General features: G+C 72.0%; 24 protein-coding genes. 9 read left to right on the forward strand and 15 right to left on the reverse strand.

All coding sequences use genetic code 11. The annotated features are described in order from the left end of the window. Positions 1-13 precede the first annotated feature (13 nt). Positions 14-1,378 carry a MocR-like pyridoxine biosynthesis transcription factor PdxR gene (pdxR, locus tag CLV43_RS05005; protein ID WP_106185696.1) on the reverse strand — a complete coding sequence of 455 codons (1,365 nt, stop codon included), beginning with the start codon at positions 1,376-1,378 and terminating at the stop codon, positions 14-16. Positions 1,379-1,424: 46 nt separating this feature from the next. On the opposite strand from pdxR, the gene CLV43_RS05010 reads away from it, so the two are divergent. After that, positions 1,425-2,366 (forward strand): DMT family transporter, encoded by a 942-nt coding sequence (locus CLV43_RS05010; protein ID WP_106185697.1) that lies wholly within the window; start codon positions 1,425-1,427, stop codon positions 2,364-2,366. On the opposite strand, the gene CLV43_RS05015 is transcribed toward CLV43_RS05010, so the two are convergent. Then, a complete protein-coding gene (locus tag CLV43_RS05015) occupies positions 2,305-3,699 on the reverse strand; it encodes a class II fumarate hydratase (RefSeq protein WP_106185698.1) in 1,395 nt (464 codons plus the stop codon). The two genes, CLV43_RS05010 and CLV43_RS05015, sit on opposite strands and share 62 nt — an antisense overlap. A gap of 102 nt (positions 3,700-3,801) precedes the next feature. Between CLV43_RS05015 and CLV43_RS05020 the strand changes: the two genes are divergently transcribed. After that, positions 3,802-4,767, forward strand: a complete 966-nt coding sequence (locus tag CLV43_RS05020) for an NAD(P)/FAD-dependent oxidoreductase (RefSeq protein ID WP_106185699.1) — start codon at positions 3,802-3,804, stop codon at positions 4,765-4,767. A gap of 303 nt (positions 4,768-5,070) precedes the next feature. On the opposite strand, the gene CLV43_RS05030 is transcribed toward CLV43_RS05020, so the two are convergent. The 10 genes from CLV43_RS05030 to CLV43_RS05080 form a co-directional block, all read right to left on the reverse strand. Then, positions 5,071-6,006, reverse strand: a complete 936-nt coding sequence (locus tag CLV43_RS05030) for a phosphotransferase enzyme family protein (protein WP_106185700.1) — start codon at positions 6,004-6,006, stop codon at positions 5,071-5,073. Between the two features lie 76 nt (positions 6,007-6,082). After that, positions 6,083-6,523 carry a L,D-transpeptidase gene (locus CLV43_RS05035; protein ID WP_106185701.1) on the reverse strand — a complete coding sequence of 147 codons (441 nt, stop codon included), beginning with the start codon at positions 6,521-6,523 and terminating at the stop codon, positions 6,083-6,085. A gap of 133 nt (positions 6,524-6,656) precedes the next feature. Beyond that, the gene (locus CLV43_RS48400; protein ID WP_211304218.1) at positions 6,657-7,286 is read right to left on the reverse strand and encodes a L,D-transpeptidase; all 630 of its coding nucleotides are present in this window, start codon (positions 7,284-7,286) and stop codon (positions 6,657-6,659) included. Positions 7,287-7,374: 88 nt separating this feature from the next. Next, on the reverse strand, positions 7,375-7,887 hold the full coding sequence (locus CLV43_RS05050) for a L,D-transpeptidase (RefSeq protein ID WP_106185702.1): 513 nt from the start codon (positions 7,885-7,887) through the stop codon (positions 7,375-7,377). 119 nt (positions 7,888-8,006) lie between these two features. Then, entirely contained in the window at positions 8,007-8,774 is a 768-nt protein-coding gene (locus CLV43_RS05055; RefSeq protein ID WP_106185703.1) for a S1 family peptidase, read from the reverse strand. Between the two features lie 401 nt (positions 8,775-9,175). Then, on the reverse strand, positions 9,176-10,234 hold the full coding sequence (gene glpX / locus CLV43_RS05060; RefSeq protein WP_106185704.1) for a class II fructose-bisphosphatase: 1,059 nt from the start codon (positions 10,232-10,234) through the stop codon (positions 9,176-9,178). Positions 10,235-10,306: 72 nt separating this feature from the next. Next, on the reverse strand, positions 10,307-10,525 hold the full coding sequence (locus CLV43_RS05065) for an exodeoxyribonuclease VII small subunit (protein ID WP_106185705.1): 219 nt from the start codon (positions 10,523-10,525) through the stop codon (positions 10,307-10,309). Then, positions 10,522-10,953 (reverse strand): sugar ABC transporter substrate-binding protein, encoded by a 432-nt coding sequence (locus tag CLV43_RS05070; protein ID WP_106186040.1) that lies wholly within the window; start codon positions 10,951-10,953, stop codon positions 10,522-10,524. Before CLV43_RS05070 ends, CLV43_RS05065 begins: the two co-directional genes overlap by 4 nt. After that, entirely contained in the window at positions 10,934-12,193 is a 1,260-nt protein-coding gene (xseA, locus tag CLV43_RS05075; protein WP_106185706.1) for an exodeoxyribonuclease VII large subunit, read from the reverse strand. The genes CLV43_RS05070 and xseA overlap by 20 nt, the downstream gene beginning before the upstream one ends. Beyond that, positions 12,190-12,732: a lipid droplet-associated protein gene (locus CLV43_RS05080; protein WP_106185707.1), complete on the reverse strand. Its 543-nt coding sequence runs from the start codon at positions 12,730-12,732 to the stop codon at positions 12,190-12,192. Before CLV43_RS05080 ends, xseA begins: the two co-directional genes overlap by 4 nt. A 98-nt stretch (positions 12,733-12,830) precedes the next feature. Here CLV43_RS05080 and CLV43_RS05085 point away from each other — a divergent pair, with 98 nt between their 5' ends. Next, positions 12,831-13,799 (forward strand): 4-hydroxy-3-methylbut-2-enyl diphosphate reductase, encoded by a 969-nt coding sequence (locus CLV43_RS05085; protein WP_106185708.1) that lies wholly within the window; start codon positions 12,831-12,833, stop codon positions 13,797-13,799. A gap of 392 nt (positions 13,800-14,191) precedes the next feature. Here CLV43_RS05085 and CLV43_RS05090 read toward each other — a convergent pair whose 3' ends face one another. Next, on the reverse strand, positions 14,192-15,076 hold the full coding sequence (locus CLV43_RS05090; protein ID WP_170155683.1) for an alpha/beta fold hydrolase: 885 nt from the start codon (positions 15,074-15,076) through the stop codon (positions 14,192-14,194). Positions 15,077-15,131: 55 nt separating this feature from the next. Between CLV43_RS05090 and CLV43_RS05095 the strand changes: the two genes are divergently transcribed. After that, complete coding sequence (locus CLV43_RS05095) at positions 15,132-15,668, forward strand: helix-turn-helix domain-containing protein (protein WP_106185710.1); 537 nt, start codon at positions 15,132-15,134, stop codon at positions 15,666-15,668. Positions 15,669-15,710: 42 nt separating this feature from the next. On the opposite strand, the gene CLV43_RS05100 is transcribed toward CLV43_RS05095, so the two are convergent. Further along, a complete protein-coding gene (locus CLV43_RS05100) occupies positions 15,711-16,535 on the reverse strand; it encodes a DUF6542 domain-containing protein (RefSeq protein ID WP_245886127.1) in 825 nt (274 codons plus the stop codon). 247 nt (positions 16,536-16,782) lie between these two features. Between CLV43_RS05100 and CLV43_RS05105 the strand changes: the two genes are divergently transcribed. From CLV43_RS05105 to CLV43_RS05120, 4 genes are all read left to right on the forward strand, one after another. Continuing rightward, positions 16,783-17,919, forward strand: coding sequence for an exonuclease SbcCD subunit D (locus CLV43_RS05105; RefSeq protein ID WP_106185711.1), 1,137 nt, complete (start codon positions 16,783-16,785; stop codon positions 17,917-17,919). Then, on the forward strand, positions 17,916-20,792 hold the full coding sequence (locus tag CLV43_RS05110; protein ID WP_106185712.1) for an AAA family ATPase: 2,877 nt from the start codon (positions 17,916-17,918) through the stop codon (positions 20,790-20,792). The genes CLV43_RS05105 and CLV43_RS05110 overlap by 4 nt, the downstream gene beginning before the upstream one ends. Positions 20,793-20,803: 11 nt before the next feature. Continuing rightward, on the forward strand, positions 20,804-21,883 hold the full coding sequence (gene ychF / locus CLV43_RS05115; protein WP_106185713.1) for a redox-regulated ATPase YchF: 1,080 nt from the start codon (positions 20,804-20,806) through the stop codon (positions 21,881-21,883). Positions 21,884-22,081: 198 nt separating this feature from the next. Further along, a complete protein-coding gene (locus CLV43_RS05120; RefSeq protein ID WP_146174643.1) occupies positions 22,082-22,579 on the forward strand; it encodes a hypothetical protein in 498 nt (165 codons plus the stop codon). 25 nt (positions 22,580-22,604) lie between these two features. Here CLV43_RS05120 and CLV43_RS05125 read toward each other — a convergent pair whose 3' ends face one another. Further along, positions 22,605-23,474, reverse strand: a complete 870-nt coding sequence (locus tag CLV43_RS05125) for an exonuclease domain-containing protein (protein ID WP_146174644.1) — start codon at positions 23,472-23,474, stop codon at positions 22,605-22,607. Positions 23,475-23,589: 115 nt separating this feature from the next. Between CLV43_RS05125 and CLV43_RS05130 the strand changes: the two genes are divergently transcribed. Continuing rightward, positions 23,590-24,231: a DUF6218 family protein gene (locus tag CLV43_RS05130; protein ID WP_281262142.1), complete on the forward strand. Its 642-nt coding sequence runs from the start codon at positions 23,590-23,592 to the stop codon at positions 24,229-24,231. Positions 24,232-24,490 lie beyond the last annotated feature (259 nt).

Genomic DNA, 24,490 nt, shown 5'->3' on the forward strand with positions numbered 1-24,490 from the left:
CGACAAGGGCAGATCAGCGGAGCTCCCGGACGGCTTCCCGCAACCGGTCGGGTGACAGCGACGCGTAGCCGAGCACGAGCCCCGGCCACAGCGGGGTGCGCACGTAGTGCGCCAGGGCCACCGCGTTGACACCGCGGGCGGCGTACTTGCGCTGCAACGCGAGGTCGTCCGTGCCCGGCGGCAAGCGGACCACGACGTGCAAGCCGGCCGCGACCCCGATCGGCTCCCAGGACGGCTGCTCGCGGGCCAGCGCGTCGATGAGCGCGTCGCGGCGCTTGCGGTACAGGGCCCTGGTCCGCCGCAGGTGCCGGTCGTAGCCGCCGCCGCGCAGCAGCTGCGCGAAAGCGGCCTGCCGCAACGTCTCCGTGCCGAGGTCGTCGTGCCGCTTGCGCTCGACCACCGGTTCCCGCAACGACTCCGGCAGCACGAGCCAACCCAGCCGCAGCGCGGGGGCGAGCACCTTGCTCGTGCTGCCCTGGTGGACCACGCGGCTCGGGTCGAGGGCCTGCACGGCGCCGACGGCGGGCCGGTCGTAGCGGTGCTCGGCGTCGTAGTCGTCCTCGATGACGATCCCGTCGCACGCCCGCGCCCACGCGATCAGCGCGTGCCGCCGTTCCGGGTGCAGCACGACGCCGAGCGGGAACTGGTGCGCCGCCGTGACGAGCACGACCCGGCAGTCCGTTGTGGACAGCGCGTCGACCCGGATGCCGTGGTCGTCCACCGGCACGCCGACGACGCGCAGCCCGTGCGAGGCCAGCATCTCCGCGGCGCCGAAGTGGCTGGGCTCCTCGACGGCGATGCTGCGGTGGCCCTGGGCGCGCAGCACCCGGCACAGCAGCGACAGGCCCTCGGCCGAGCCGTTGGTGACCACGACGGCCTCGGGTTCGGTGACCGCGGCGCGCACCCGGCCGAGGTAGTCGGCCAGCTCCGCGCGCAGCGGCGGGAACCCGGCGGCGTGCGGGTAGCCGAGCTCCTCGTCGGAGAGCCCCGCGAGCCCGGCGCGGTAGGCGGCGACCCACTCGGCGCGCGGGAACGCGTTCAGCGCGGGCAGTCCCGGTCGCAGGTCGTAGCGCCAGTGCGGCGTCGGGTCGGGCTCGGGGCGGCTGTCCGACGGCCACGTGCCCGCCGCCGTCACGGTGGTGCCCGACCCGCGCTTGGCCGTCAGGTAGCCCTCGCCCACGAGCTGCGCGTACGCGGCCGTCACGGTGCCCCTGGCGACGCCGAGCTGCTCGGCCAGGTCGCGGCTGGACGGCAGCCGGGTGCCGGTGGTGAGCCTGCCGTCGCGCACGGCCCGGCGCAGCTCGGTCTCCACGGCGCGACGGCGCCCGCTCACCGCCGGGAGCAGCAGCTCCCGATAAGTGGACCAGTCGGCGGTCATGGAATTGGAGCTTAATCATGAGCCACTCGGCGGGCACGCTGTCCGCATGACCAGCAGAACCGCCGTCGCCGCGGGGGCGACCGCCGCCGTGATCGTCGGAGCGTCCGTGCCGGTCACCGGCATGCTCCAGGACTACCCGCTGCTCACCGGCCAGGCCCTGCGGTACGGGCTCAGCGCCGTCGTGCTGCTCGGGTGGACGTTCGCCCGCGGCCGGCGCCTGCCGCTGCCGAGGCCGGCGGACGTGCCGTCGTTGCTGGCGCTCGTCGGGCTCGGGATGCTCGGGTTCACCGGCGCCCTCCTGTACGCCCAGCGCTACGCCGAGCCCGGTTTCGTCGCGGCGATGCTCGGCGGGACACCGGTCGTGCTGGCGCTGGCGAGCAGGCGGCGGTCGGCGGTGACGGTGGTGGGCGCGGGGATCGTGGCGCTCGGCGTGGTCGTGCTGTCCGGCGGTGGCGCGTGGCACGGGCCGGGACTGCTGCTCGCCGCGTTGGCGCTGGTGGGGGAGGCGTCGTTCACGCTGTTCGCGGTGGGGGTGGTGCGGCGGCTGGGCGGGGTGGCCGTGGCGACGTGGTGCTGCCTGCTCGCGGCGGTGTCCGGGGCGGTGCTGGGCACGGTCTTTGGCGGCTGGCGGGTGCCGGACGCCAGGCAGGGCCTCGCCCTGGTCGCGCTGGCGGTCGTGGTCACCGCGTTGGCGTTCGGGCTCTGGTACTTCGCCGTCGGACGGCTGGGCGCGGACCGGGCGGGAGTCCTCATCGGACTGATGCCGATCTCCGGGCTGCTGGTGTCGGTGCTGCTGGGCGTGCAGGAGTCCAGCGCGCTCGACCTGGTCGGCGCGGCCGTGGTCGCGGTCGGCTGCGTGGTCGGGCTGTCGACCGCCCGCGCCCGACCCCGCGCGGGCACGGTGGAGACCGTGCCCGCGCCGTGGGTCAGCGGCCGCCGCGGGCCATGTGCAGCACGTCCAGCGCCGCGTCGAGCTGCTCCTCGGTGAGCTTGCCGGGCACGTGGCCGCGCTCCAGCACGACCTCGCGGATCGTCTTGCGCTCCTTGAGGGACTGCTTCGCGATCGCCGCCGCCTCCTCGTAGCCGAGGTAGCGGTTGAGCGGCGTCACGATCGACGGCGACGACTCGGCCAGCTCGCGCAGCCGGTCCACCTGCGGCTCGGTGCCCACGAGCACCTTGTCCGCCAGCAGCCGGGCCACCGCGGCGATCAGCCGGGCGGACTCCAGCACGTTGCGCGCGATCACCGGCAGCATGACGTTGAGCTGGAAGTTGCCCTGGCTGCCCGCGAACGCGACGGCGGCGTCGTTCCCGATCACCTGCGCGACGACCATCATGGTCGCCTCGGAGATCACCGGGTTGACCTTGCCGGGCATGATGGACGAGCCGGGTTGCAGGTCGGGAAGGGCCAGCTCGCCGAGCCCGGTGCGCGGGCCGGACCCGAGCCAGCGCAGGTCGTTCGCGATCTTGTAGAGCCCCACGGCGGTCGCCCTGAGCTGGCCGGAGATCTCGACCACGCCGTCCTGGGTCGCCTGCGCCTCGAAGTGGTCGCGCGCCTCGGTCAACGGCAGCCCGGTCACCCGCGCGAGCTCCGCGGACACCGCCGCGCCGAAGCCCTCCGGCGCGTTCAGCCCGCTGCCCACGGCCGTGCCGCCGATCGGCAGCTCGGCCAGCCGCGGGACCGACGACGTGAGCCGCTCGACACCGTAGCGGACCTGCGCGGCCCACGCGCCGACCTCCTGGCCGAGCGTGATCGGCACGGCGTCCATCAGGTGCGTGCGCCCGGACTTGACCAGGTCGGCCCACTCGGCCGCGCGGCCCTCCAGGGTCGTGGCCAGGTGCTCCAGCGCCGGGACGACGTCGGTGACCACGGCCTCGGTCGCCGCGACCCGCAGCGTGGTCGGGAACGTGTCGTTCGACGACTGCGACGCGTTGACGTGGTCGTTCGGGTGCACGTCCCGGCCGAGGCTCCTGGTCGCGAGGGTCGCGATCACCTCGTTCGCGTTCATGTTCGACGACGTGCCCGACCCGGTCTGGAACACGTCCACCGGGAAGTGCTCGTCGTGCGCGCCCCCGGCGACCTCGTCGGCCGCGTCCGCGATGGCCTTCGCGACGTCGGACGGCAGCACGCCGAGCCGTTCGTTCACCCGCGCCGCGGCCCCCTTGAGCAGGCCGAGAGCCCGGATCTGCGACCGTTCCAGCCCGCGCCCCGAGATCGGGAAGTTCTCGACCGCCCGCTGGGTCTGCGCCCGCCACAACGCGTCGACCGGCACCCGGACCTCGCCCATGGTGTCGTGCTCGACGCGGTACCCCTGTTCGCCCATAGTCCCCAGTTTGTCCCCGTAGGGGGATCTGGGCACGGTGGCGTTGAGCACCTAAGGTCGGTCTCCTGCACTGCCACCCACCACTGGCAGAGGGGTTCATCGATGGATGTCGACCTGTTGATCGTGGGAGCAGGACCCACGGGGCTGTTCGCGGCCTACTACGCGGGGTTCCGCGACCTGTCCGTCGCCCTGGTCGACGCGCTGCCCGAGGCGGGCGGCCAGATCACGGCGATGTACCCGGAAAAGATGATCTTCGACGTCGCGGGCTTCCCGGCCGTCCGGGGCCGCGACCTCGTCAACGCGCTGGTCGAGCAGGCCGCGCAGTGGAAGCCGCAGTACCTGCTGGGCCACCAGGCCCGCACGCTGTCCACAGTGGACTCCCGGTTGCACGTCGGCCTCGCCGACGGCACGGTCGTGAACGCGGGCGCGGTGCTGATCACCGCGGGCATGGGCGAGTTCAGGCCCCGGCCGCTGCCCGCGGGCGACGGCTGGCTGGACCGCGGGATGGTGCACTTCGTGCCGTCGTTGGCCGTGCACACCGCCCAGCACGTCGTGATCGTCGGCGGCGGCGACTCGGCGTTCGACTGGGCGCTGGCCCTGCACCCGATCGCCGCGAGCGTCACCCTCGTGCACCGCCGCGCGAACTTCCGCGCCCACCCGCCCACCGTCCGCGCCGTCCGCGAGCTGGGCGTGGAGATCATCACCGACGCCGAGGTCACCGCGCTGCGCGGCGAACCGGAACTGGCCGAGGTGGAGGTCAGGCTGAAGTCCGGCGACGTGAAGACCCTGCCCGCGCACTCGGTCGTCGCCGCGCTCGGGTTCACCGCCGACCTGGGCCCCATCGAGTCCTGGGGGCTGGAGCTGGACCACCGGGCGGTGATGGTGGACACGACCATGCGGACGCAACGGGAGATGATCTACGCGGCTGGGGACGTGGCGGCGTACCAGGGGAAGGTGAAGCTGATCGCCACGGGGTTCGGGGAGGCGGCCACGGCGGTGAACAACATCGCGGTCGCGCTGAACCCGGCGGCGCACCTGTTCCCAGGGCATTCGAGCAACGAGGGGTAGGCGGGCGGGAATGGCGTAGCACCGCGGGACACGCGGTGCTGCGTCCTAGTGGTGAAGGCGATCTCCCAGCGCGAGTCCCGCGACAACTCCGCGGCGGTGATGGACGCCGTGGAGACCGGCGAGACCTTCCACATCACCCGCAACGGCACCGAGGTCGCCGGGCTGCGCCCGCTGAACCAGCGGCGCCGCCTCACCGCGGACGAGCCGGTGGCCCGGCACCGCAGGCTGCCCGTGGCCGCCGTTGCACACGCGCGACTCCGCGGACTTCAAGGGCCTCGACGGGCTGGTCGAGGTCGTCGGGGTCTAGCCCTTCGGCCGTTGGACCTCGGCCAGGTGCCTGAGGGTGGCGTCGAGTTGGGTGCGCCAGGTGGTGCGGAACATCGGGTCGTGGCGCTGGGTGACGGCCCACATGGTGAGCTGCAGGCGGCGCAGGAGGAGCAGGTCGGGGAGGGCGTCCTCGTCGTCGAGCGGGCTGGTGGTGCGGTAGCCGGTGAGCAGGGCCCGGTGCAGGGCTGGGCGGTCGGGGCCCAGTTCGCTGATGGTGGTGGCGAGGTCGTAGAGGTGGGGGCCGTAGCCGCAGTCGTCGAAGTCGATCGCGCGGACCCGCCCCTGGTGGAACAGGAAGTTGTCCTGGTGCAGGTCTGCGTGGATGAGGCCGGTCGCGGGGAGGCCCGCCAGGGTGGTGTCGACGCGGGCGAGGGTCCTGGCGACGAGGGCACCGGCCGCGGGGGAGTGCAGGTCGGTGACGAGCTTCGCGGTGTCGGCGGGGACGGCGTCGACGCGGTTGCGGGCGAGCGCGGGCATGGTGGTGCCGTGCTGTTGCAGCAACGCGGTGAAGACGCCGACCTCGTGCAGGTGAGCGGGGGTCAGGGACCTGTCGCGGAACCTGCCGTCGACCCAGCGGTAGAGGACGCAGGTGCGCGGGCCGGGGACGGTCGGCGTGGTGGCGGTGACGACGGTGGCGCCGGACCGGGTGGGGACCGGTTCGGGGACGGCCAGGTCGGTGTCGCGCGCGAGTGCGGTGAGCCAGGTGGTCTCGGCCTCGGCGAAAGCGGCGTCGGTGCTGCGGATCCGCAGCATGTACCGGTCGTCGACGCGCACGTTCGTGTTCCAGCCCTTGGCCAGCGGCACCAAGGACCTCGCCGGCACGTCGTACTCGGCCAGGGCGGTGCGGGCCAGGGTGAGGAGGCGACGGGTCTGGCCCGCGCCGGTCAGCTGGGTGAAGTCGGGCGGTGGCACCGGATCACTGTGCCCGAGCGCGCCGCGGCCGACAACGGACCGCCCGTCCCGGCGGTCCGCTGGTCGGGTCGTTCGGTTACGGGACCACCTGGACTTCTTCGCCGATGAGCAGGTTGTCGAAGAACGTGACCGCGGCCTCGTGCGACAGGTGCACGCAGCCGTGCGAGGGCACGTCCAGGCTGCCCTCGTGGAACGCGATGCCGGTCGACGTGAAGTACGTCGAGTACGGCATCGGGCCGTTGTAGGGCACGCTCCACTCGTTCTGCACCTTGCGCAGCACGGAGAACGTGCCTACCGGTGTCTCGTAGCCCGGCCTGCCCGTGGTGACCGGGACGGGGCCGTAGCTGTTGGATCCGTTGTGGACGAGCCAGGCCTCGTTGGTGGACAGCCGCAGGCACGCGCCTTCGGTGATGGAGCAGGGCGTGTCCGTGGCCGCCGACGCGGGTAGCGCGAAGCCGAGAGCCAAGGCCGTTGCTGCGAACACTGTTCCGAGTGTCCTAGTGCCGAGAGTCGTCATCTCGAATCACCCCTCATCCCGTCGGGTACCCAGGATTCGGATCATCCAACCACCCGGACCCGACCGCCCGGTGAAAGTGCTTCGCGGTCGGGAGTCCGGGTGACTGTCCCAAGAGGACCGGCCGGTGGGACGCCTACGGCGTGACCTGGACCTGCTGGCCGGACTGGAGGAAGTCGAAGTAGGTCGCGGCCGCTTCCTGGGACAGGTGGACGCAGCCGTGCGAGGGCACTTCCAGGCTGCCCTCGTGGAACGCGATGCCGTAGTTGGTGAAGTAGACCGAGTACGGCATCGGCGCGTTGTTGTACGGGCGGCTGATCTCGTGCAACACCTTGTGCAGCACCGGGAAGTAGCCCGTCGGCGTCTCGTAGCCGGGCCTGCCGGAGGTGATCGGCACCGGGCCGTAGGTCACCGCGCCGTTGCTGATGAGCCACGTCTGCTGACTCGACAGCTCCACGCACGCGCCGTTGGTGATGTCGCACGGCGTGCCCGCGACGGTGACCGGCGGAGGCGGTGGCGCGGGCTGCGGGGGCGGCGGGGCCTCCGACGACGTGGACGGGGCCGGCGCCGGTTCCGGGGCGGGCGCGGGCGCCTCGGAGGACGAGGACGCCGACGAGCTCGCCGGCGCGGCCGAGGACGAGGGCTGGGCGGAGGACGACGGGCCTGCCGATGTGGACAGCGCGGGCGGTGCCGCCGCTTCCGTGGTCCCGCCCTGCGCGCACGCCGTTGCGAGCAGTGCCGTTGCCACCAAGACGAGTACGCGCATCTCCCGACCCCCTGATCGTCGTGTCTGGGAGGAGAGACGTGAGGGGCGCCACCCCGGTTGCCCCGCCCGCGTAACGAATGGGGGACGGCTACGCCAGGACCTGCACCTCGGCGCCGGGCTGGAGGGTGTCGAAGAACCGCGCCGCGGCGTCCGGGGCCAGGTGCACGCAGCCGTGCGACGAGCCGGGCGCGAGGTCGCCTTGGTGGAAGGCGATGCCGTAGTCGGTGAAGTAGACGGCGTAGGGCATCGGGGTGTTGTCGAAGTCGAAGCTGATCTCGTCGCGGACCTTGCGCAGCACCTGGAACCTGCCGGTCGGCGTCTCGTAGCCCGCCATGCCGAACGCCGAGGGCACCGGCCCGTAGCTCACCGCGCCGTCGGTGATCAGCCAGCTCTCCGACGTGGACATCCGCACGCACGCGCCGTTGGTGATCCCGCACGGGTTGACCGGTGCGCGGGGCGGCGCGGGCTGGGGCAGGGGTACCTCGGCCGAGGGCGCCACCGACGGCGTCCCGGTCACCCCGACCGCTGGTGGTGTCGCCGCACGGGTCTGGCCGCACGCCGAGGCGAGCAGCACCGTGGCCAGCACCAGCAGAACGCGCATCCTCTACTCCTCCGTCGTCCGTCGCAGATCAAGACGAGTGACCCTCGCAAAAGGTTGACCGCCCTCCCAGGTACCCGGAGGGCGGTCAGCCATGCGTGCGGAGGAGGAGCTGTGTCCGACTAGACAGTGCCCGCGTTCGCGCTGATCCACGAGCGCAGCGACGGCACGTCGACGTAGATCGAGGGCGCCGTCGCGCAGGTCGAGCCGCCACCGCTGCGGCTGGTGGCCCCGATCAGCTGCCAGGTCCCGCCCACCGACTTGATCTGCGGCCCGCCCGAGTCGCCGTAGCAGGCGCCCTTGTTGCCGTCCGTGTTGTTCGTGCAGATCTCCGTGGACCCCCGGATGCCCGAGCACCGGCTGTCCGCCACGATCGACGTGTCGAGCTGCTGCAACGTCACCGGCGCCGCCCCGCACCCGCTGGAGGACGGGCAGGTCTGCCCCCACCCGATGATCCGGGTGGCCGTGCCGGTCGCGCCCGACGACGAGGAGATCGCCACCGGCGCCTGGGTCACCGAGGTCGACAGCTGGACCAGCGCCAGGTCCTCGCTCGGGTTCAGGACGATCCGGCTCGCCGTCGCCAGCGTGCCGCCACTGGTCCGGTTGGTCGTCCCGATCCGCGCCCGCGTCGAAGCAGGCGTGCGGCCCTGGACGCAGTGCTTCGCGGTCACGACCCAGTTGGCCTTGATCAGCGAACCACCGCAGAAGTGCCCGCCCGACGTGCTCTGCAGGGACACCATGAACGAGTAGACCTGGGTGGCGTTGCCACCGCCGACGATCATCGGCGTGACACCGTCGGGCGTCATCGGCTGCGCCGAAGCGGCACCCGTCGACGCGAAAGCCATGCCGAGCGCCACGGCCACCGCCGTGAACAGGGAACGTGCCCTCATCGTTTCCGTTCCTTCCCGTCCCCGGCGCAGGGTTGCCGGGGACGAAACGGAAACTAAGGACATGTCCGGCAGTCCCACCACGTCCATCCGACCGGTACCGGTTCATTGACCGTTGACGCAGCCGAGACCCACCGACGCGAAGCGAGGGAAGGCCTACCCGGGTCGCTGGAAGGCGACGGGCCGAACGCCCGACCAAGACAACCCGCTGGTACGCAAGGGAAGCACGCAAGCGTGGTCGATTTTACTTGGGGTTTTTGGGCCTACAATGAGTCGGCGGGCAGGCTCTACCACCTGCCCTTTTTCGCCCGACGAGGCCCAAAAAGAGGGGCCCCAAGTCAAATCGACCACACCCCCACGGCACTCGACCCCGTCAGACCGCTGGAAAGCCCCGTAAAACGGCCCTACGGCAGCGGCGGGATCAGTTGGGAGGCCTCGGACTCGGCCAGTCGGTCGAAGTCGACCGAGGAGTACTCGCGCAGCTTCGTCAGCCGGTGGAAGCCGTCGATCATGCGCACGGTCCCCGACTTGGACCGCATCACGATGGACTGCGTGGTGCACCCGCCGGTCCGGTAGTGCACTCCGCGCAGCAGGTCGCCGTCCGTCACGCCGGTGGCGCAGAAGAACACGTTGTCGCCGCGGACGAGCTCCCGCGTCGTCAGCACGCGGTCGAGGTCGTGGCCCGCGTCGATCGCCTTCTGCCGCTCCTCGTCGTCCTTCGGCCACAGCTTCGCCTGGATCTCGCCGCCGATGCACTTCAGCGCGGCTGCGGCGATGATGCCCTCGGGGGTGCCGCCGATGCCGACCAGCAGGTCCACGCCGGTGTCCGGGCGGGCGGCGGAGATGGCGCCCGCGACGTCGCCGTCGGAGATGAAGTGGATGCGGGCACCGGCCTGGCGGACCTCGTGCACCAGGTGCTCGTGGCGGGGGCGGTCCAGGATGCAGACGGTGACGTCGGAGACCTCGATGTGCTTGGCCTTCGCGACCCGGCGGATGTTCTCCGCGATGGGGGCGGTGATGTCGATGACGTCCGCGGCCTCCGGTCCGACCGCGAGCTTCTCCATGTAGAACACGGCCGACGGGTCGAACATGGCGCCGCGTTCGGCGACGGCGAGCACGGCGAGGGCGTTGGGCATGCCCTTGGCCATCAGGGTGGTGCCGTCGATCGGGTCCACGGCGACGTCGCAGTCGGGGCCGTTGCCGTCGCCGACCTCCTCGCCGTTGTAGAGCATGGGCGCCTCGTCCTTCTCGCCCTCGCCGATCACGACGACACCGCGCATGGACACGGTGTGGATGAGCTTGCGCATGGCGTCCACGGCCGCGCCGTCGCCGCCGTTCTTGTCACCCCGGCCGACCCATCTGCCGGCGGCCATGGCGGCGGCCTCGGTGACCCGGACCAATTCCAGCGCCAGGTTGCGGTCAGGTGCCTCTTGGCGGCGTTCGGAAGGGGTCGAGCTCACCATTGTGCGCCTCCTGGGATGATCGGCCGGTAGACCAATCCTCGCACGCGGGACCCCGTGACCAGGGTCCCAATGTCAGCCCTCGACGTCCTCCTCGACCACGGCGAGCGCCGCGTCGATGCGTTCCTTGGCGCCGTCGAGGTGCCGTTCGCACGTCTTCGCGAGGGCCTCCCCGCGTTCCCACAGGGCGATCGAGTCCTCCAGGGACAGTCCGCCCGCCTCCAGCTTGCGGACCACCTCCACCAGCTCGTCGCGCGCCGCCTCGTACCCGAGCTCGGTCTCGGTAGGACTCACTGGGTCAAGCTCCCCATTCTGCTCTGGACGTGCACCACGACCGTGGCGACGGCCTGGTCGTACCCGACGAACGCCTCCGCGAACTCGGCGCCGTCACCATCCCGCACGGCCTCGTCGATGCGGCCCTCGGCCTCCACGACGCGCCTGCGGTGCACCGAGCCGTGGCTGAGCCACCAGCGGGTGCCCGCGTACTGCGAGGTCGCCATCGACAGGTGGTGCAGCTCGTCGACCAGGGTCTGGCGGCCGGACGTGCAGCCCGCGACCAGCGCGGTCCAGCAGTCCGCGGCCGCGGAGTTGGCTGTCTCCGCCCGGTGCCGGACGGCCTGCGCGCTGTCGCGGGCGAGCGGATCGGCCGAGCCGTCCGCCGCCGACCCCGCGGCGGCCATCGTCAACGGGAGGAACGTCGGTTCACGCGCCGGCTTGGGCACCACTGCCTCCGTCCTCGGTCACGACCGCGTGCACGGCCCCGTCGGCCACGCGCACGCGCAACCGCGTCCCGGCCGGGGCCTGTGTGGTCGACCTCAGCACGCCGTCGACACCCTCGGGTGTGACGCGTTGCACTACCGCGTATCCGCGGGCAAGCGTGGCCGCCGGTCCGAGGGTCGTCAAGCGCGCTTTCGTCGAGGCCAGGCCGCTCTGCTCGGCGGAGAGCCGGGCGAGCACCGCGCGGCGGGCGCGTTCCCGGAGCCGGTCGACCTCCTCGGCGCGCCGGTCCAGCGGGCCGTACGGGTCGGAAAGCGCAGGTCGGGTGCGCACCGAGTGCAGCAGCTTGCGCTCGCGGTCGACCCAGCCGTGCAGCGCCCGGCGGGCCCGGTCGCGCATTTGGAGTACCCGCTGTGCTTCTTCCGCCACATCCGGAACCACCCGTTTGCCCGCGTCGGTCGGCGTGGAGCAGCGGACGTCGGCGACGTAGTCGACCAGCGGGCTGTCCGGTTCGTGTCCGATCGCGGACATGACGGGCGTCCGGCACGACGCCACCGCGCGGCACAGCGCCTCGTCGGAGAACGGCAGCAGGTCCTCGACGCTGCCGCCGCCGCGGGCCAGCACGATGACGTCCACCTCGACGTCGCGCTCCAAAGTGGACAGTGCGGTGAGGATCTGCGGCACCGCCGTCGGCCCCTGCACGGCGACGTTCACGACCCGGAAGCGGGCGCCCGGCCACCGGTTGCGCGCGTTCGTCAGCACGTCCCGCTCGGCCGCCGACGCCCGACCGGTGATCAGGCCGATCTTGTTGGGCAGGAACGGCGGCCTGCGCTTGCGGCGGGGGTCGAACAGGCCTTCCGCGCCGAGCAGCTTGCGCAGCCGCTCGATCCTGGCCAGCAGCTCGCCGATGCCGACCGCGCGGATCTCGTCCACCCGCAGGCTCAGCGTGCCGCGGCCGGCGAAGAACGTCGGCTTCCCGTGCACGACCACGCGGCTGCCGTCGGTCAGCGGCGGCTCCATGTTCCGGACCAGCGCGATCGGGCTGGTCAGCGACATCGACATGTCCACCGACGGGTCGCGCAGCGTCAGGAACGCCGTCGACGTCCCCGGTCGCGCGGAGACCTGGGTGACCTGGCCCTCGACCCACACGGCGCCGAGCCGGTTGATCCACTCGGTGAGCTTGCGCGCCACCGTGCGGACCGGCCACGGCTGCTCGGCGGTCGACGGCGCGTCCGACGCGGTCACGTCTGCGCGCGAACGGTGGCGATGCGCCGGTTCAGCATCCCGGTGAACTGCGGCCGGTCGTCGTGGGCGCGCTCGTAGGCGAGCAGCTCCTCGAGGTCCTCGGCCGACAGCACGCGCAGCCGGGCGCGCAGCTGGGGCAGCGACAGCTCGTCGTAGGCGGGCAGCGCGGCCGGGGGCTCGGCGAGTATCGCCCGCTCCTCCTCGGTCCACGGGTCGTCGTCATCGTCGTCGGAGTCGGCGTCCGTCGGCGTTTCGTCCGGCGTTTCGCGCACCACGACGGGCGCCGCGGGGGCGCTGTCGTCCTCGTCGAAGGTCGCCCATTCGGGTTCTTCTTGCGGCGGTCGCATCCCGGCCAGGACGTCGTCGCCCTTGATGGCGAGCTCGGTCACCTGTTGCTGGAGGCGCATGGACAGCTGCAGGGCCTCGCTGACCACCGTCACGGGCAGGCCCGCGAGCTGCTGCGGGAGAAGGCGGGCCCGCTCCACGGCGGTGACCGCGAGGCCTGCCGCGATGCGGACCGGCAGCGGCAGTTGCTTCATGGGTCCAGCCTGCCGCAAACCATCCCCCCGTGCCTACCTCCGCGACCGTGACGCTGCGCATTTCGGCCTCTCAGCGGTACCCCCGTACCCTGGGAGGCATGACCGCACAGACTGAGACCGCCGCCCCCAAGCGCGTGCTGCTGGCCAAGCCGCGCGGCTACTGCGCGGGTGTCGACCGTGCGGTCGTCGCGGTGGAGAAGGCGCTCGAGAAGTACGGCGCCCCCGTGTACGTGCGCAAGGAGATCGTGCACAACAAGCACGTCGTCGAGACCCTGAGCGACCGCGGCGCGATCTTCGTCGACCAGACCGAGCAGGTCCCCGAGGGCGCGCTCGTCGTGTTCTCGGCCCACGGCGTCTCGCCCGCCGTGCACGAGGAGGCCGCCGCGCGGTCGCTGCGCACCATCGACGCCACGTGCCCGCTGGTCACGAAGGTGCACATGGAGGCGAAGCGCTTCGCCCGCGACGACTACGACATCCTCCTGATCGGCCACGAGGGCCACGAGGAGGTGGAGGGCACCGCGGGCGAGGCACCCGAGCACATCCAGCTCGTGGACACCGCCGAGGACGTCGACAAGGTCGTCGTCCGCGACCCCTCCAAGGTCATCTGGCTGTCCCAGACCACCCTGTCCGTGGACGAGACGATGGTCCGGGTCAACCAGCTCAAGGAGAAGTACCCCGACCTCCAGGACCCGCCCAGCGACGACATCTGCTACGCCACGTCCAACCGGCAGACCGCCGTGAAGACCATGGCCCCGTCCTGCGACCTCGTGCTGGTCGTCGGGTCGAAGAACTCCTCCAACTCGGTGCGGCTGGTGGAGGTGGCGCTGCAGGCCGGTGCCCGCGCCTCCTACCTGGTGGACTACGCCAAGGAGGTGGACGAGGCCTGGCTTGAGGGGGTTACGACCGTCGGCGTGACCAGTGGGGCCTCGGTGCCGGACATCCTGGTGATGGAACTGCTGAAGTGGTTGGGGGAGCGGGGGTACGGGGACGTGGAGGAGATCACCACGGCGAACGAGACCATCGCTTTCGCGCTGCCGAAGGAAGTTCGGCAGAGCCGGGTGCGTTGAGGGTCCCTGGGGCCGGGTTTGGTGCGTAGCGGGTTCGCTGTGTGATCGGTTTGGTGGCCTGGGGCTGCCAGGTGGTTCCGAGGCGTAGCGAGTGCGTTTGGTGTGTGGCTCGGTGGGGTTGTGCGTGGTTGTCGAGGCGTAGCGAGTTCGCTGGGGTGCGTGGCTGGGTGGGGGTTACGACCCGCGGTGGTGTGGTCGATTTGACTTGGGGCCCCTCTTTTTGGGCCTCGTCGGGCGAAAAAGGGCAGGTGGTAGAGCCTGCCCGCCGACTCATTGTAGGCCCAAAAACCCCAAGTAAAATCGACCACGGTTGCGTGCTTCCCTTGCGTACCAGCGGGTTTCGTTAGTCGTACGCTTGTGTGTTTCTTTTGCGTCTTTTCTTCGTCTTCCTGTCAGCAGTTCTTGAGCAGGTCGGCTAGTGCTGTGATGACGGCGTCTGGTTGTTCGATGGTCAGGTACTGGTGTGAGGCGTTGTCGACGGTTCGGTGTTGGCCTCTTGGTACTGAGCTCGCGATGGCCGCGTGCATGGCGTGGAGGCCGGTTTGGGCGGCTTGCACGAGGTGTTCGTCGGCGAACTGGGACCAGTAGGCGTTGCGGCCCGTGGCGGTGAGGACGGTCAGGGGGACGTCCGGGAGCGGGGTGCCGTGGCGGAGTTCGTCGTAGACGGTGGTGTCCATGTTGGCGGCTTCCGCCAGGCCGGTTCGCCAGGCCGTGAGGTGGTGTTCGACCAGGGGCGGTAGGACCTCCGCGGGCCAGGTCGCGTAGAGGGTCGTGAGGGCGGTGCGGGAGGCGGTCAGCTGGTCGTCGGTCAGGTCCGGCATGTCCTGTGCGGCCTGTTTCATGCGGTTGTTCAGCTCGGCGGCCTGCGGGGGCAGGTAGGTGAGCATGTCCTCGTGGCCGGGGTCCAGCAGGAGGAGACCCGCTACCTCGGTGGGGAACAGCTGGGCGTAGCGGCGGGCGTAGAAGGCGCCCAGGGAGTGGCCCACCAGGACGAACGGGCCGGGGAGTGACGCGGTGTGCAGCAGCGCCCGGAGCTCGGTGGCGACCTCGGTGGCGGTGCGGGGCAGGTCGGCGGGGGTGCTCCAGCCGGTGCCCGCGCGGTCGTAGACGGCGCTGGTGGCGAGGTCGGCGGCCAGCTGCTGGACGTTGAGGAAGTCGAGGCCGACCAGGCCGGCGCCGGGCAGGAACACGACCGTGGGGCCGCCGGTGCCGGAGGTGTGCAGGAACAGGTGGTGGTCGGCGACGGGGACGAGGCGGCCGAGAGGGGGTTTGTGCATTGGCACTCTCCATTCTTGAGTTTGAGAACGGTATCAAACGTGAGATCGTGCTGTCGTGGAAACCGTCGAACTGCTCCTGCACCCGGTGCGGCTGCGCATCGTGCACGCGATGGCCGGTGACCGGAGGCTGACGACGTCGCAGCTGTGCGCGCGGATGCCCGACGTGTCGAAGGCGACCGTGTACCGGCACGTGGGGCTGCTCACCGACGGCGGCGTGCTGGAGGTGGAGGGCGAGCAGCGGGTGCACGGGGCCGTGGAGCGGACCTACCGGCTGCGGCGGGAGCGGGCGGTGGTCGACGCGGAGACGGCGGCGTCGGCGACGGTGGAGGACCACCGGCGGGTGTTCGCGGTGGCGATGGCGACGCTGATCGCCGAGTTCAACGGCTACCTGGACCTGGACGGCGCCGACCCGGCGGCCGACGCGGTGGGGTACCGGCAGCACTCGGTGTGGCTGAGCCCGGAGGAGGTCGCCGAGCTGATCGCGGAGCTGCGGGCGGTGATCGTGCCGAGGATGCGCCACGAGCCCGCGCCGGGACGCAGGCGGCACCTGCTCAGCCCGATCCTGTTCCCCGTGGAGGAATCCCAGGCCTGAACGGACGAAGGGCCCCCGGTCGGGGGCCCTTCGTGGTGGGGCCTAGTCGTCGTCGCGCGGGCGGGGCCTGCGCGGGGGGACGGGGCGGTCGCGGGGCTCCGGGCGCTGCCGGGGACCCGAGCCGCGGTCGGTGGGCGGGGTGGACCTGCGGCGTTCGCCCTGCTGGGCGGCCGGGCGGGGGCGGGAGCGGCGGTCGTCGTCGGTCGCGGGGGCCGGGCGCTTGCCCTCGGCGGGCGCGGGCCTGCGGCGGGGGCCGGAGTCGGCGTCGCGTTCGCGCGGCCGTTCGGCGCGGGCCTTCTCGACCGGCGGCTTGGGCTTGGCGACCGGCCTGGACGGGTGGTCGGCCCGGTCGGCCTTGCGGTCGGCCTTGGCCTCGCGCGCCTCTTCTCGGGTCACTCGGTTCGGGTCGCGCTGCCTGGTCACCCGCAGGATGCCGACGACCACGGTGAAGATCGTGGTGATCGCCATCGTCGGGAACCCGTTGATCAGCGGCTTGCCCAGGGACAGGGCCGCGCCGCTGAGACCACCGCTCGGCATCCCGTCGGACACCACGACCACCAGCGGCACCACGATCGCGAGGATCAGCGGTGGCTGGACGATCGGCCCGAACATCGACCGCCGCTCCACGAACACGATCGCGCCGCCGCACCCCAGGAAGAACAGGATGGCGAACACCGTGCCGACCGTCTTCGACGAGCTGACGTCGATGAACGTGCCGACGATCGCCAGCACGAACGCGATCAGCACCGCCGCCCACCAGGGCAGACCCTTGAAGCTGCCGAACAGGGCGCGGTCGTTCCAGGCGACTTCGTCCGAGTAGTCCTCGTCCTCGTCCTGCTCGTCAAGCCGCTCGCGCGTCACCGTCACGCACACTCCTTGCTCGGCATCGTCACGGAAGGGGCACACGGTAGTCGGTGCGGTGTCAGCGCACGCTACGGCCGTGAAACGTCCCCAGCTTCCTCCACGCTCCGCGGGCCTCCAAGGATGCACCCGGACCGGTCCGATCTCCAGCCGGGTCGACGACCGGCGCGACCCGGCGGTGCAGCACCCGGTCGGGCGACACGCCGACCCGGTGGTGTTCGGGACTGTCGGTGCTTGGTCATAGCGTTGCCCCATGCGTCTGCTGCACACCTCGGACTGGCACGTGGGCCGCACGTTCCACGGCCGGGACCTGCTGGCCGAGCAGGAGGCGGTGCTCGGGGGCCTGGCCGACCTGGTCACGACCGAGCGGGTGGACGTGGTGGTCGTCTCGGGCGACCTGTACGACCGGGCGGTGCCGAGCCCGGAGGCCGTGCACACCTGCGCGCGGGTGCTGACCAGGATCGGCGCGGCGGGCGCGAGGATCGTGATCACGCCGGGCAACCACGACTCGGCGGCGCGGATCGGCGTGTTCGGCGCGTTCGCCGCCGCGGGCGGGCTGCACCTGCGCACCCGGATCGGCGAGCTGGACGAGCCGGTGCTGCTGCCGGACGCGCACGGGCCGGTGGCGCTCTACGGCATCCCGTTCCTGGAGCCCGAACCCGCGCGGCAGGCGCTGGAGGTGCCGGACGCCCGCGGGCACGCCGGTGTGCTGACCGAGGCGATGCGCCGGGTCCGCGCGGACCTCGACGGGCGCGCGGGCACCCGGTCGGTGGTGCTGGCGCACGCGTTCGTGTCCGGCGGGGCGAGCAGCGACTCGGAGCGGACCATCGCCGTCGGCGGCGTGCAGGACGTGCCCGCGGACGTGTTCGACGGTGTGGACTACGTGGCCCTCGGCCACCTGCACGGGCCGCAGGTGCTCTCCGAGCGGCTGCGGTACTCGGGCAGCCCGATGGCGTACTCGTTCTCCGAGGCGGGCCAGGAGAAGTCCGTCTGGCTGGTGGAGCTGGACGCCGGCGGGCTGGTCGGCGTGGAGAGGCGCGAGCTGCCGGTGCCGCGCCCGCTGGCGACGTTGACGGGGGAGCTGGACGACCTGCTGGTCGACCCGGAGCACGACGAGGTGCTCGACAGCTTCCTGTCGGTGGCCCTCACCGACCGGGTGCGGCCGCTGGACGCGTTGCGGCGCCTGCAGAAGCGCTACCCGCACGCGGTGCACGTCGAGTGGCAGCCCGCGGGCGGTCGGGACGCGGCGGTGCGGTTCGCGGTGCGCGGCAAGGACGACGACGAGATCGCCTGCTGCTTCGTCGACGACTGCCGCGGCAAGCGGCCGAACCGGCGGGAGCTGGCGCTGCTGCGCGAGGCGTTCGCCGCCGCGGCGAGGGAGGCCCTGTGAGGCTGCACGGCCTCGAGCTGGTCGCGTTCGGCCCGTACCCGAAGCGCGAGTCGGTCGACTTCGACCTGCTCGGCGCGGACGGGCTGTTCCTGCTGCACGGCGACACCGGCGCGGGCAAGACGACGCTCCTCGACGCGGTGGCGTTCGCGCTGTTCGGCAAGGTCCCCGGCGCGCGCGGCGACGTGAAGCGGCTGCGCTGCGACTACGCGGACCCGGACGTGCGGACCGTGGTGACGCTGGAGCTGACCGTGCAGGGCAGGAGGTTCCGGATCGAGCGCAGCCCGGAGTACCTGCGGCCGAAGAAGCGCGGCGACGGATTCACCAAGGAGCAGGCCAAGGCGTCGCTGACCTGGGTCAGCGGGTGGCACGGCGACGGGCACACCCGCATCGAGGAAGTGGCGCAGGAGGTCGAGAACCTGCTGGGGATGACCGCCGAGCAGTTCTTCCAGGTCGTGCTGCTGCCGCAGGGCGAGTTCGCGAAGTTCCTGCGGGCGGACACCGGCGAGCGCGAGAAGCTGCTGGAGAAGCTGTTCGGCACCCAGCGGTTCCTGGACGTGGAGAACTGGTTCCGCGAACGCCGGACCGCGGCGGGCCGGGAGCTGGAGGCGCACCGGCAGGCCACCAAGGGGCTGGTCGAGCGGATCTCCGAGGCCGCCGCCGAGGACGTGCCGGAGGACGGCGACGACGAGTGGCTCAGCTCCGTGCTGAAGCTGCTCGGCGAGTCGGCCGACGAGGCGGAGACCGTGGGGCGGCGGGCCGCGGCGGCCCGTGACGCGGCCGACGCGGCGTTGGCGGCGGCGCGCGAGGAGGTCGAGCGGGTCCGGCGGGTGCGCGAGGCGTGGCGGACGAGGGCGTCGTGCGACGAGGCCGAGCCGCGGCGGCTGGCGTGGGTGGCGGAGCGGGACGCGGCGCGGCGGGCCGCGGTGGTCGTGCCCGCGCACGAGACGTCGGCACGGCTGGAGCGGTCGCTGGCCGCGGCGAAGTCCGCCGAGGCGGCGGCGTTCACGGCGCTCGGCGGCTACCGGGGCACCGACCTGCGCGGCGACTCCGAGCGGCTGCGGGAGGAGGCGGGCGGGCTGACCCGCCTCGCCGAGGAGGCCGAGCGGCAGAAGCAGGACGTGGCGCAGGTCGCCGCGCTGGTCGAGCGGCAGGCGCGGCTGGAACGGCAGGTGGCGGAGGTCGACCCGACCCTGCCCGCGCGGGTCGCGGACGCGCGGGCCGAACTGGAGCGGGCCACGGTCGCGTCGGCCAGGCTCGCCGAGGTCGAGGCGGCGGCGGACGCGGCCCGGCGGCTGCCCGCCGCCCTGGCCGCGCTGACCGGGGCGTCGGACGGGCTGCGCGCGGCGATCGACGCGCACCAGAAGGCCCAGGGGACGCTGCTCGACGTGCGCAGGCAGCGGCTGGACGGGATGGCCGTCGAACTGGCCGGAGCCCTGACACCGGGGCGGCCGTGCCTGGTGTGCGGGTCCGAGGCGCACCCGGCCCCCGCGCAGCCGATGCTCGACGCGGTCGGCGCGGCGGACGAGGACGCGGCGGCGGCCCGCGAGCAGGCCGCGGCCAAGGACCGCGCGGCCGCCGAGCAGACCAGGTCCGCGGCCGAGCACCGGCTGGAGTCGCTGACCAAGGTCGTCGACGGGCGGGACCCGGCCGAGCTGCTGCGCGAACACGAGGAGACGGCCCGGTTGGCCCGCTCGCGGTCCCAGCGGGCGTCCGCGCTCGGCGCGCTCGAACGGCGGCTGGAGGAGACCACGGCGGCCCACGCGGCCGCGAAGGAGGAGCTGGTCGGCGCGGCCACCCGGCGCGCGGCGCTGGAGGAGACCGTGCGCGAACGCGCCCGGCGGCTCGACGACGCCCGCGGCGACTTCCCGGACGTGCGGGCCCGCCGGGCGCACCTGCTCGACCTGGCCGACGCCCTGGTGCAGGCGGCCGACCGGCGCGCCGCCGTCGCCGACCGCACCGCGCGGCTGGAGGAGCAGCGGGTCGAGACGTCCGAGCTGGCCGCGAAAGCCGGGTTCGCCGACGTCGGGGAAGCCCTGTCGGCGGCGCGGACGGACGCGGCGCTCGCGTTGCTGGAGCAGCGGATCTCGTCGCTGGCCGACCGGCGGGCCGCGGCGGCGGCCGTGCTGGAGGAGCTGGCCGACGTGGACCCGGCGACGGAGGTCGACGTGCCCGGCGCGGCGGCGGAGTCGCAGGCCCGGCGCGAGGAGGCGCAGCGGACCGCGTCGGCGTTCACGACCGCGCGCACGCGGGTGCGGCGGGTCGCCGAGCTGGCCGGGGTGCTGCGCGCCAAGTGGGTCGAGTTCGAGCCGGTCGAGATGGCGTTCGCCGAGCTGGACGCGTTGACGGACGTGATCAACGGGCGCGGGCAGAACCACCGGCGGATGACGCTGCGCACCTACGTGCTGGCGTCGCGGCTGGAGGAGGTCGCGCTGGCCGCGAGCATGCGGCTGGAGCGGATGAGCCAGGGCCGGTACCGGTTCGTGCACTCGCTGGAGGCCGGGTCCCACGGGAAGGCCGGTGGGCTCGGGCTGGACGTGCTGGACGACTACTCCGGGCAGCAGCGGCCCGCGAAGACCCTGTCCGGCGGCGAGTCGTTCCTGGCGTCGCTGTCGCTCGCGCTGGGGCTCGCGGACGTCGTGGCCGCCGAGACCGGCGGGGCGCTGCTGGACACGCTGTTCGTCGACGAGGGCTTCGGCACGCTCGACGCCGACACCCTCGACCTCGTCATGAACACCCTCGACGAGCTGCGCGCGGGCGGGCGCGTGGTCGGGCTGGTGTCGCACGTCGAGGAGCTGCGCCAGCGCATCCCCACCAGGCTCCGGGTGCGCAAGGCCCGCACCGGCTCGACGTTGCAGCTGTTCGCGGGCGCGTAGACTCACCGCTCGTGAGTTTGACCCTCGGCATCGTCGGCCTGCCCAACGTCGGCAAGTCCACCCTTTTCAACGCGCTGACCCGCAACGACGTGCTCGCCGCGAACTACCCGTTCGCGACCATCGAGCCCAACGTCGGCGTGGTTCCGCTCCCGGACGCGAGGCTGGCGAAGCTCGCCGAGATCTTCGGCTCCGAGAAGCAGGTGCCCGCTGTAGTGTCGTTCGTCGACATCGCGGGCATCGTGAAGGGCGCGTCCGAGGGTGAGGGTCTGGGGAACAAGTTCCTGGCCAACATCCGCGAGGCCAACGCGATCTGCCAGGTCGTCCGCGTCTTCGACGACCCCGACGTCGTGCACGTCGACGGCCGCATCGACGCGGGCAGCGACATGGAGACGATCAACACCGAGCTGATCCTCGCCGACCTCCAGACGTTGGAGAAGGCCATCCCCAGGCTCGAGAAGGAGGCGCGCACCCAGAAGGACCGCCGCCCCGCCCTCGAAGCCGCCCAGCAGGCCAAGGCCATCCTCGACAGCGGCCGCACCATGTTCAGCGCGCAGTCCGAAGTGGACAACGACCTGCTGCGCGAGCTCAGCCTGCTCACCACCAAGCCGTTCCTGTACGTCTTCAACGCCGACGAGGGCATCCTCACCGACGAGGCGAAGATGAAGGAGCTGCGCGAGCTCGTCGCCCCCGCCGACGCCGTCTTCCTGGACGCCAAGGTCGAGTCGGAGCTCCTGGAGCTCGACGAGGAGTCCGCCCGCGAGCTCCTCGAATCCATCGGCCAACACGAACCCGGCCTCTACGCCCTCGCCCGCGCCGGCTTCCACACCCTCGGCCTCCAGACCTACCTCACCGCCGGCCCCAAGGAGTCCAGGGCCTGGACCATCCCGCAGGGCGCGACCGCCCCGCAGGCCGCCGGCGTGATCCACACCGACTTCGAACGCGGCTTCATCAAAGCCGAAGTCGTCTCCTTCGACGACCTCGTGGAGTCGGGCTCGAAGGCGGCCGCGAAGGCGGCGGGCAAGGTGCGCATGGAGGGCAAGGACTACGTCATGGTCGACGGCGACGTGGTGGAGTTCCGCTTCAACGTCTGAGGTTTCCGGTTTTCCTTTCGGTTTTCCGCGGTTCACTCGATCGAGCAGGTCGCGGTGGCTAACGATCGGTCGGTCAGTAGCGAAATCGTCTACTGATCGGAGGTCTGCCGAACAATGGAAAACCGTTTCGTTCCAGTCTGTTTGCTCGCACTGGTGCTCACCGGGTGCTCGCAGTCGTCCCAGGGTGGCGAGCACCCGGTGACGTCCACGTCCGCGACCACCACGGCGACGACCAGGACGACAACCGCGCCCACGACGACGACCCGACCCCAGCCGATCGCGTTCCGGCAGGGTGAGACGGCCACCGCGGGGTGTGCGGGGACCAAGTGCGACCTGTCGTTCACCCTGACCAAGATCACCGACTGCACCGGTGAGTACGCGGGGAGTCCACCTCCGGAGGGCTCTGTCCGCAAGCTCCTGTGGGTCGAGGTGGAAACCGGGAGCCGGTTCAGCACCACCGACCTGCCGTCCGGTGCGTTCACGCAGTTCACGGCGATCAACGCGCGCGGGTTCACCAGCGGTCGGATAAACCCCTCCAGCTATTGGACGTGCGCTCCGGAGGGCAGTCGCATGGGTGCCGGTGACGAGAACTGGTTGCCGGGCAAGAAGTACGGCGGTGCGATCGAGGTCTACCTCCCCCTCGACGCGGTCAAGGTCGTCAACGCCCAGGGGTTCTGGGAGTGGCAGGTCGACTGACCGTCCGCCGTGCAGGCCCCGAGCCTCAGCCGCACAGCCTGCGGAGGAAGTCCACCTCGTCGATGACCTCGATCCGGTGCCCCCGGTCGAGCAGTTCCCGCGCCTCGCGCTGTTCCCCGCTCTCCACCCTCCCCGGCACGAACAGGTCGGGTTCGGGTGTGCCGACGACGAGCACGTCGGTTCTGGGGGTGACGGCGGGGACGGGTTGGGCGCCTGCTTCGGCGAGGCGGTAGTGGGCCTCGATGCGGGGCATCGTGGTGAGCGTGCCGGTGAGGCAGACGTTGAGCCCGTAGAAGAGGCCGCGGCGGGTCGGGCGGGTGCCGGTCCAGGTGGTGGCGGTCTGGTGGCCGGTGCGCAGGCGCAGGGTGTCGTGGAGGTCGTCGACGGTGTCGACGCCGTGCAGGCGCATGGCGGCCAGCAGGATCCCGGCGGCGGTGTCGGCGTGGGCCTGGGTGTCGCCTGCGCCCATGTCCACGCCCGCGGCCTCGGCGACGTGCGGGAGGCGGTAGGCGAGCAGTTCCCAGGTGCGGCGGGCGATCATGAGGGTGCAGGCCCAGCGGAGCTCGGGCCACGGGACGCGGGTGGCGGTGCAGGCGTGGCGGATGACGCTCATGTCGAACCCGGCGTTGTGGGCGACCAGCGGCCTGCCGCCCGCGAACTCGAGCATCAGCGCGAGGGCCTCGGGCCACTCGGGGGCGTCGGCGACCACGTCCTCGGTGATCCCGTGGATGGACGTGTTGAACGGGTGGAACCCGCCGACGCCGGGCGGTTTGACGAAGGTGCTGAACCTGTCGACGACCCGGCCGTCCCGCACCAGCGCCATGGCCGCTGAGCAGGCGCTCTCCCGCGACCAGTTGGCGTTCTCGAAGTCGATCGCCACCCATTCAGCGCTCACTGTTCCCCCATCCAGGGTGCGTGGTTATCCGCCCCATCGGTCACGGGTACCACTCGCGTTACACCGGGTGGAGCCGCGCGGTGAAACGAAACGATCACCAGGACGATGGACAGGCATGGTCATCGATAGTTCGCCTGCCCCGTTGTCCGACCGAGCCGCCGACGAGCGGTCGGCGAGTGGGCACGTGGTGGTGTGCCGTTGTGGTGACGTGGTGGCGGTGCGGGTGGTCGACGTGCTGGGGGAGCGGACCGCGGCGTGGGACGCGGTGCTGAGCGGGGAGACGGCGCGCAGGGCGTTGGCGGAGTGCGCGGGGCGGGCGTTGTTGGCGTGGGAGTCGGACCGGGTGCTGGACGTGGTGCGGCAGCTGGAAGAAGTGGCGGGCGTCACGTCCGCGGAGCGGGTCGTGGTGGAGATCCCCGAGGTGCTGGCCGAGATCGCGGAGGCGCGGGCGGCGTACGCGGAGGTGGTGGCGGAGCACCAGGCGGGGCACCGGGAGTCGCGGGACCTGCGGTGGCTGGTGGCGTTGCCGGAGCCGTTGCCGACCACGGCCGAGCAGCTGCGGCGGCGGGCGCGGATCGTGGTGGCCGGTGGGCCGGAGACGGCCGAGGCCGAGCTGATCGCCTCGCTGGGCACGTGGGTGGTGCGGCGGTGGCAGGAGAACGTCGACGTGCTGGAGCGCCGGGAGTACCTCCGCGAGCGCTTCGGGCCCGCGACGGTCCTCCCCGCGCGTTGGGGCAAACTCGTGGCGGACGCCTGAAAAAGGGAAGAAGGGCCGCCCCGGTCCGGGACGACCCTTCGTACGTGCCGCCGGTCAGTGGAGCTGGCGGCGGCCTCGGGCGGCGAGCGCCAGCACGCCTCCGGCGGTGAAGAGCATTCCTACTGCGGCGACGACTGCCACCACGATGTCCGCGGTCATGGTTCTCCTCGTGGTTGATGACTCCCACTAGTAGTGACGTTCGGGTACCCCGTTTTCACTCCTCCAGTCACCTACTTCACACTGGAACTACCGTCGACGG

Source organism: Umezawaea tangerina (genome assembly GCF_003002815.1).
GTDB lineage: Bacteria > Actinomycetota > Actinomycetes > Mycobacteriales > Pseudonocardiaceae > Umezawaea > Umezawaea tangerina.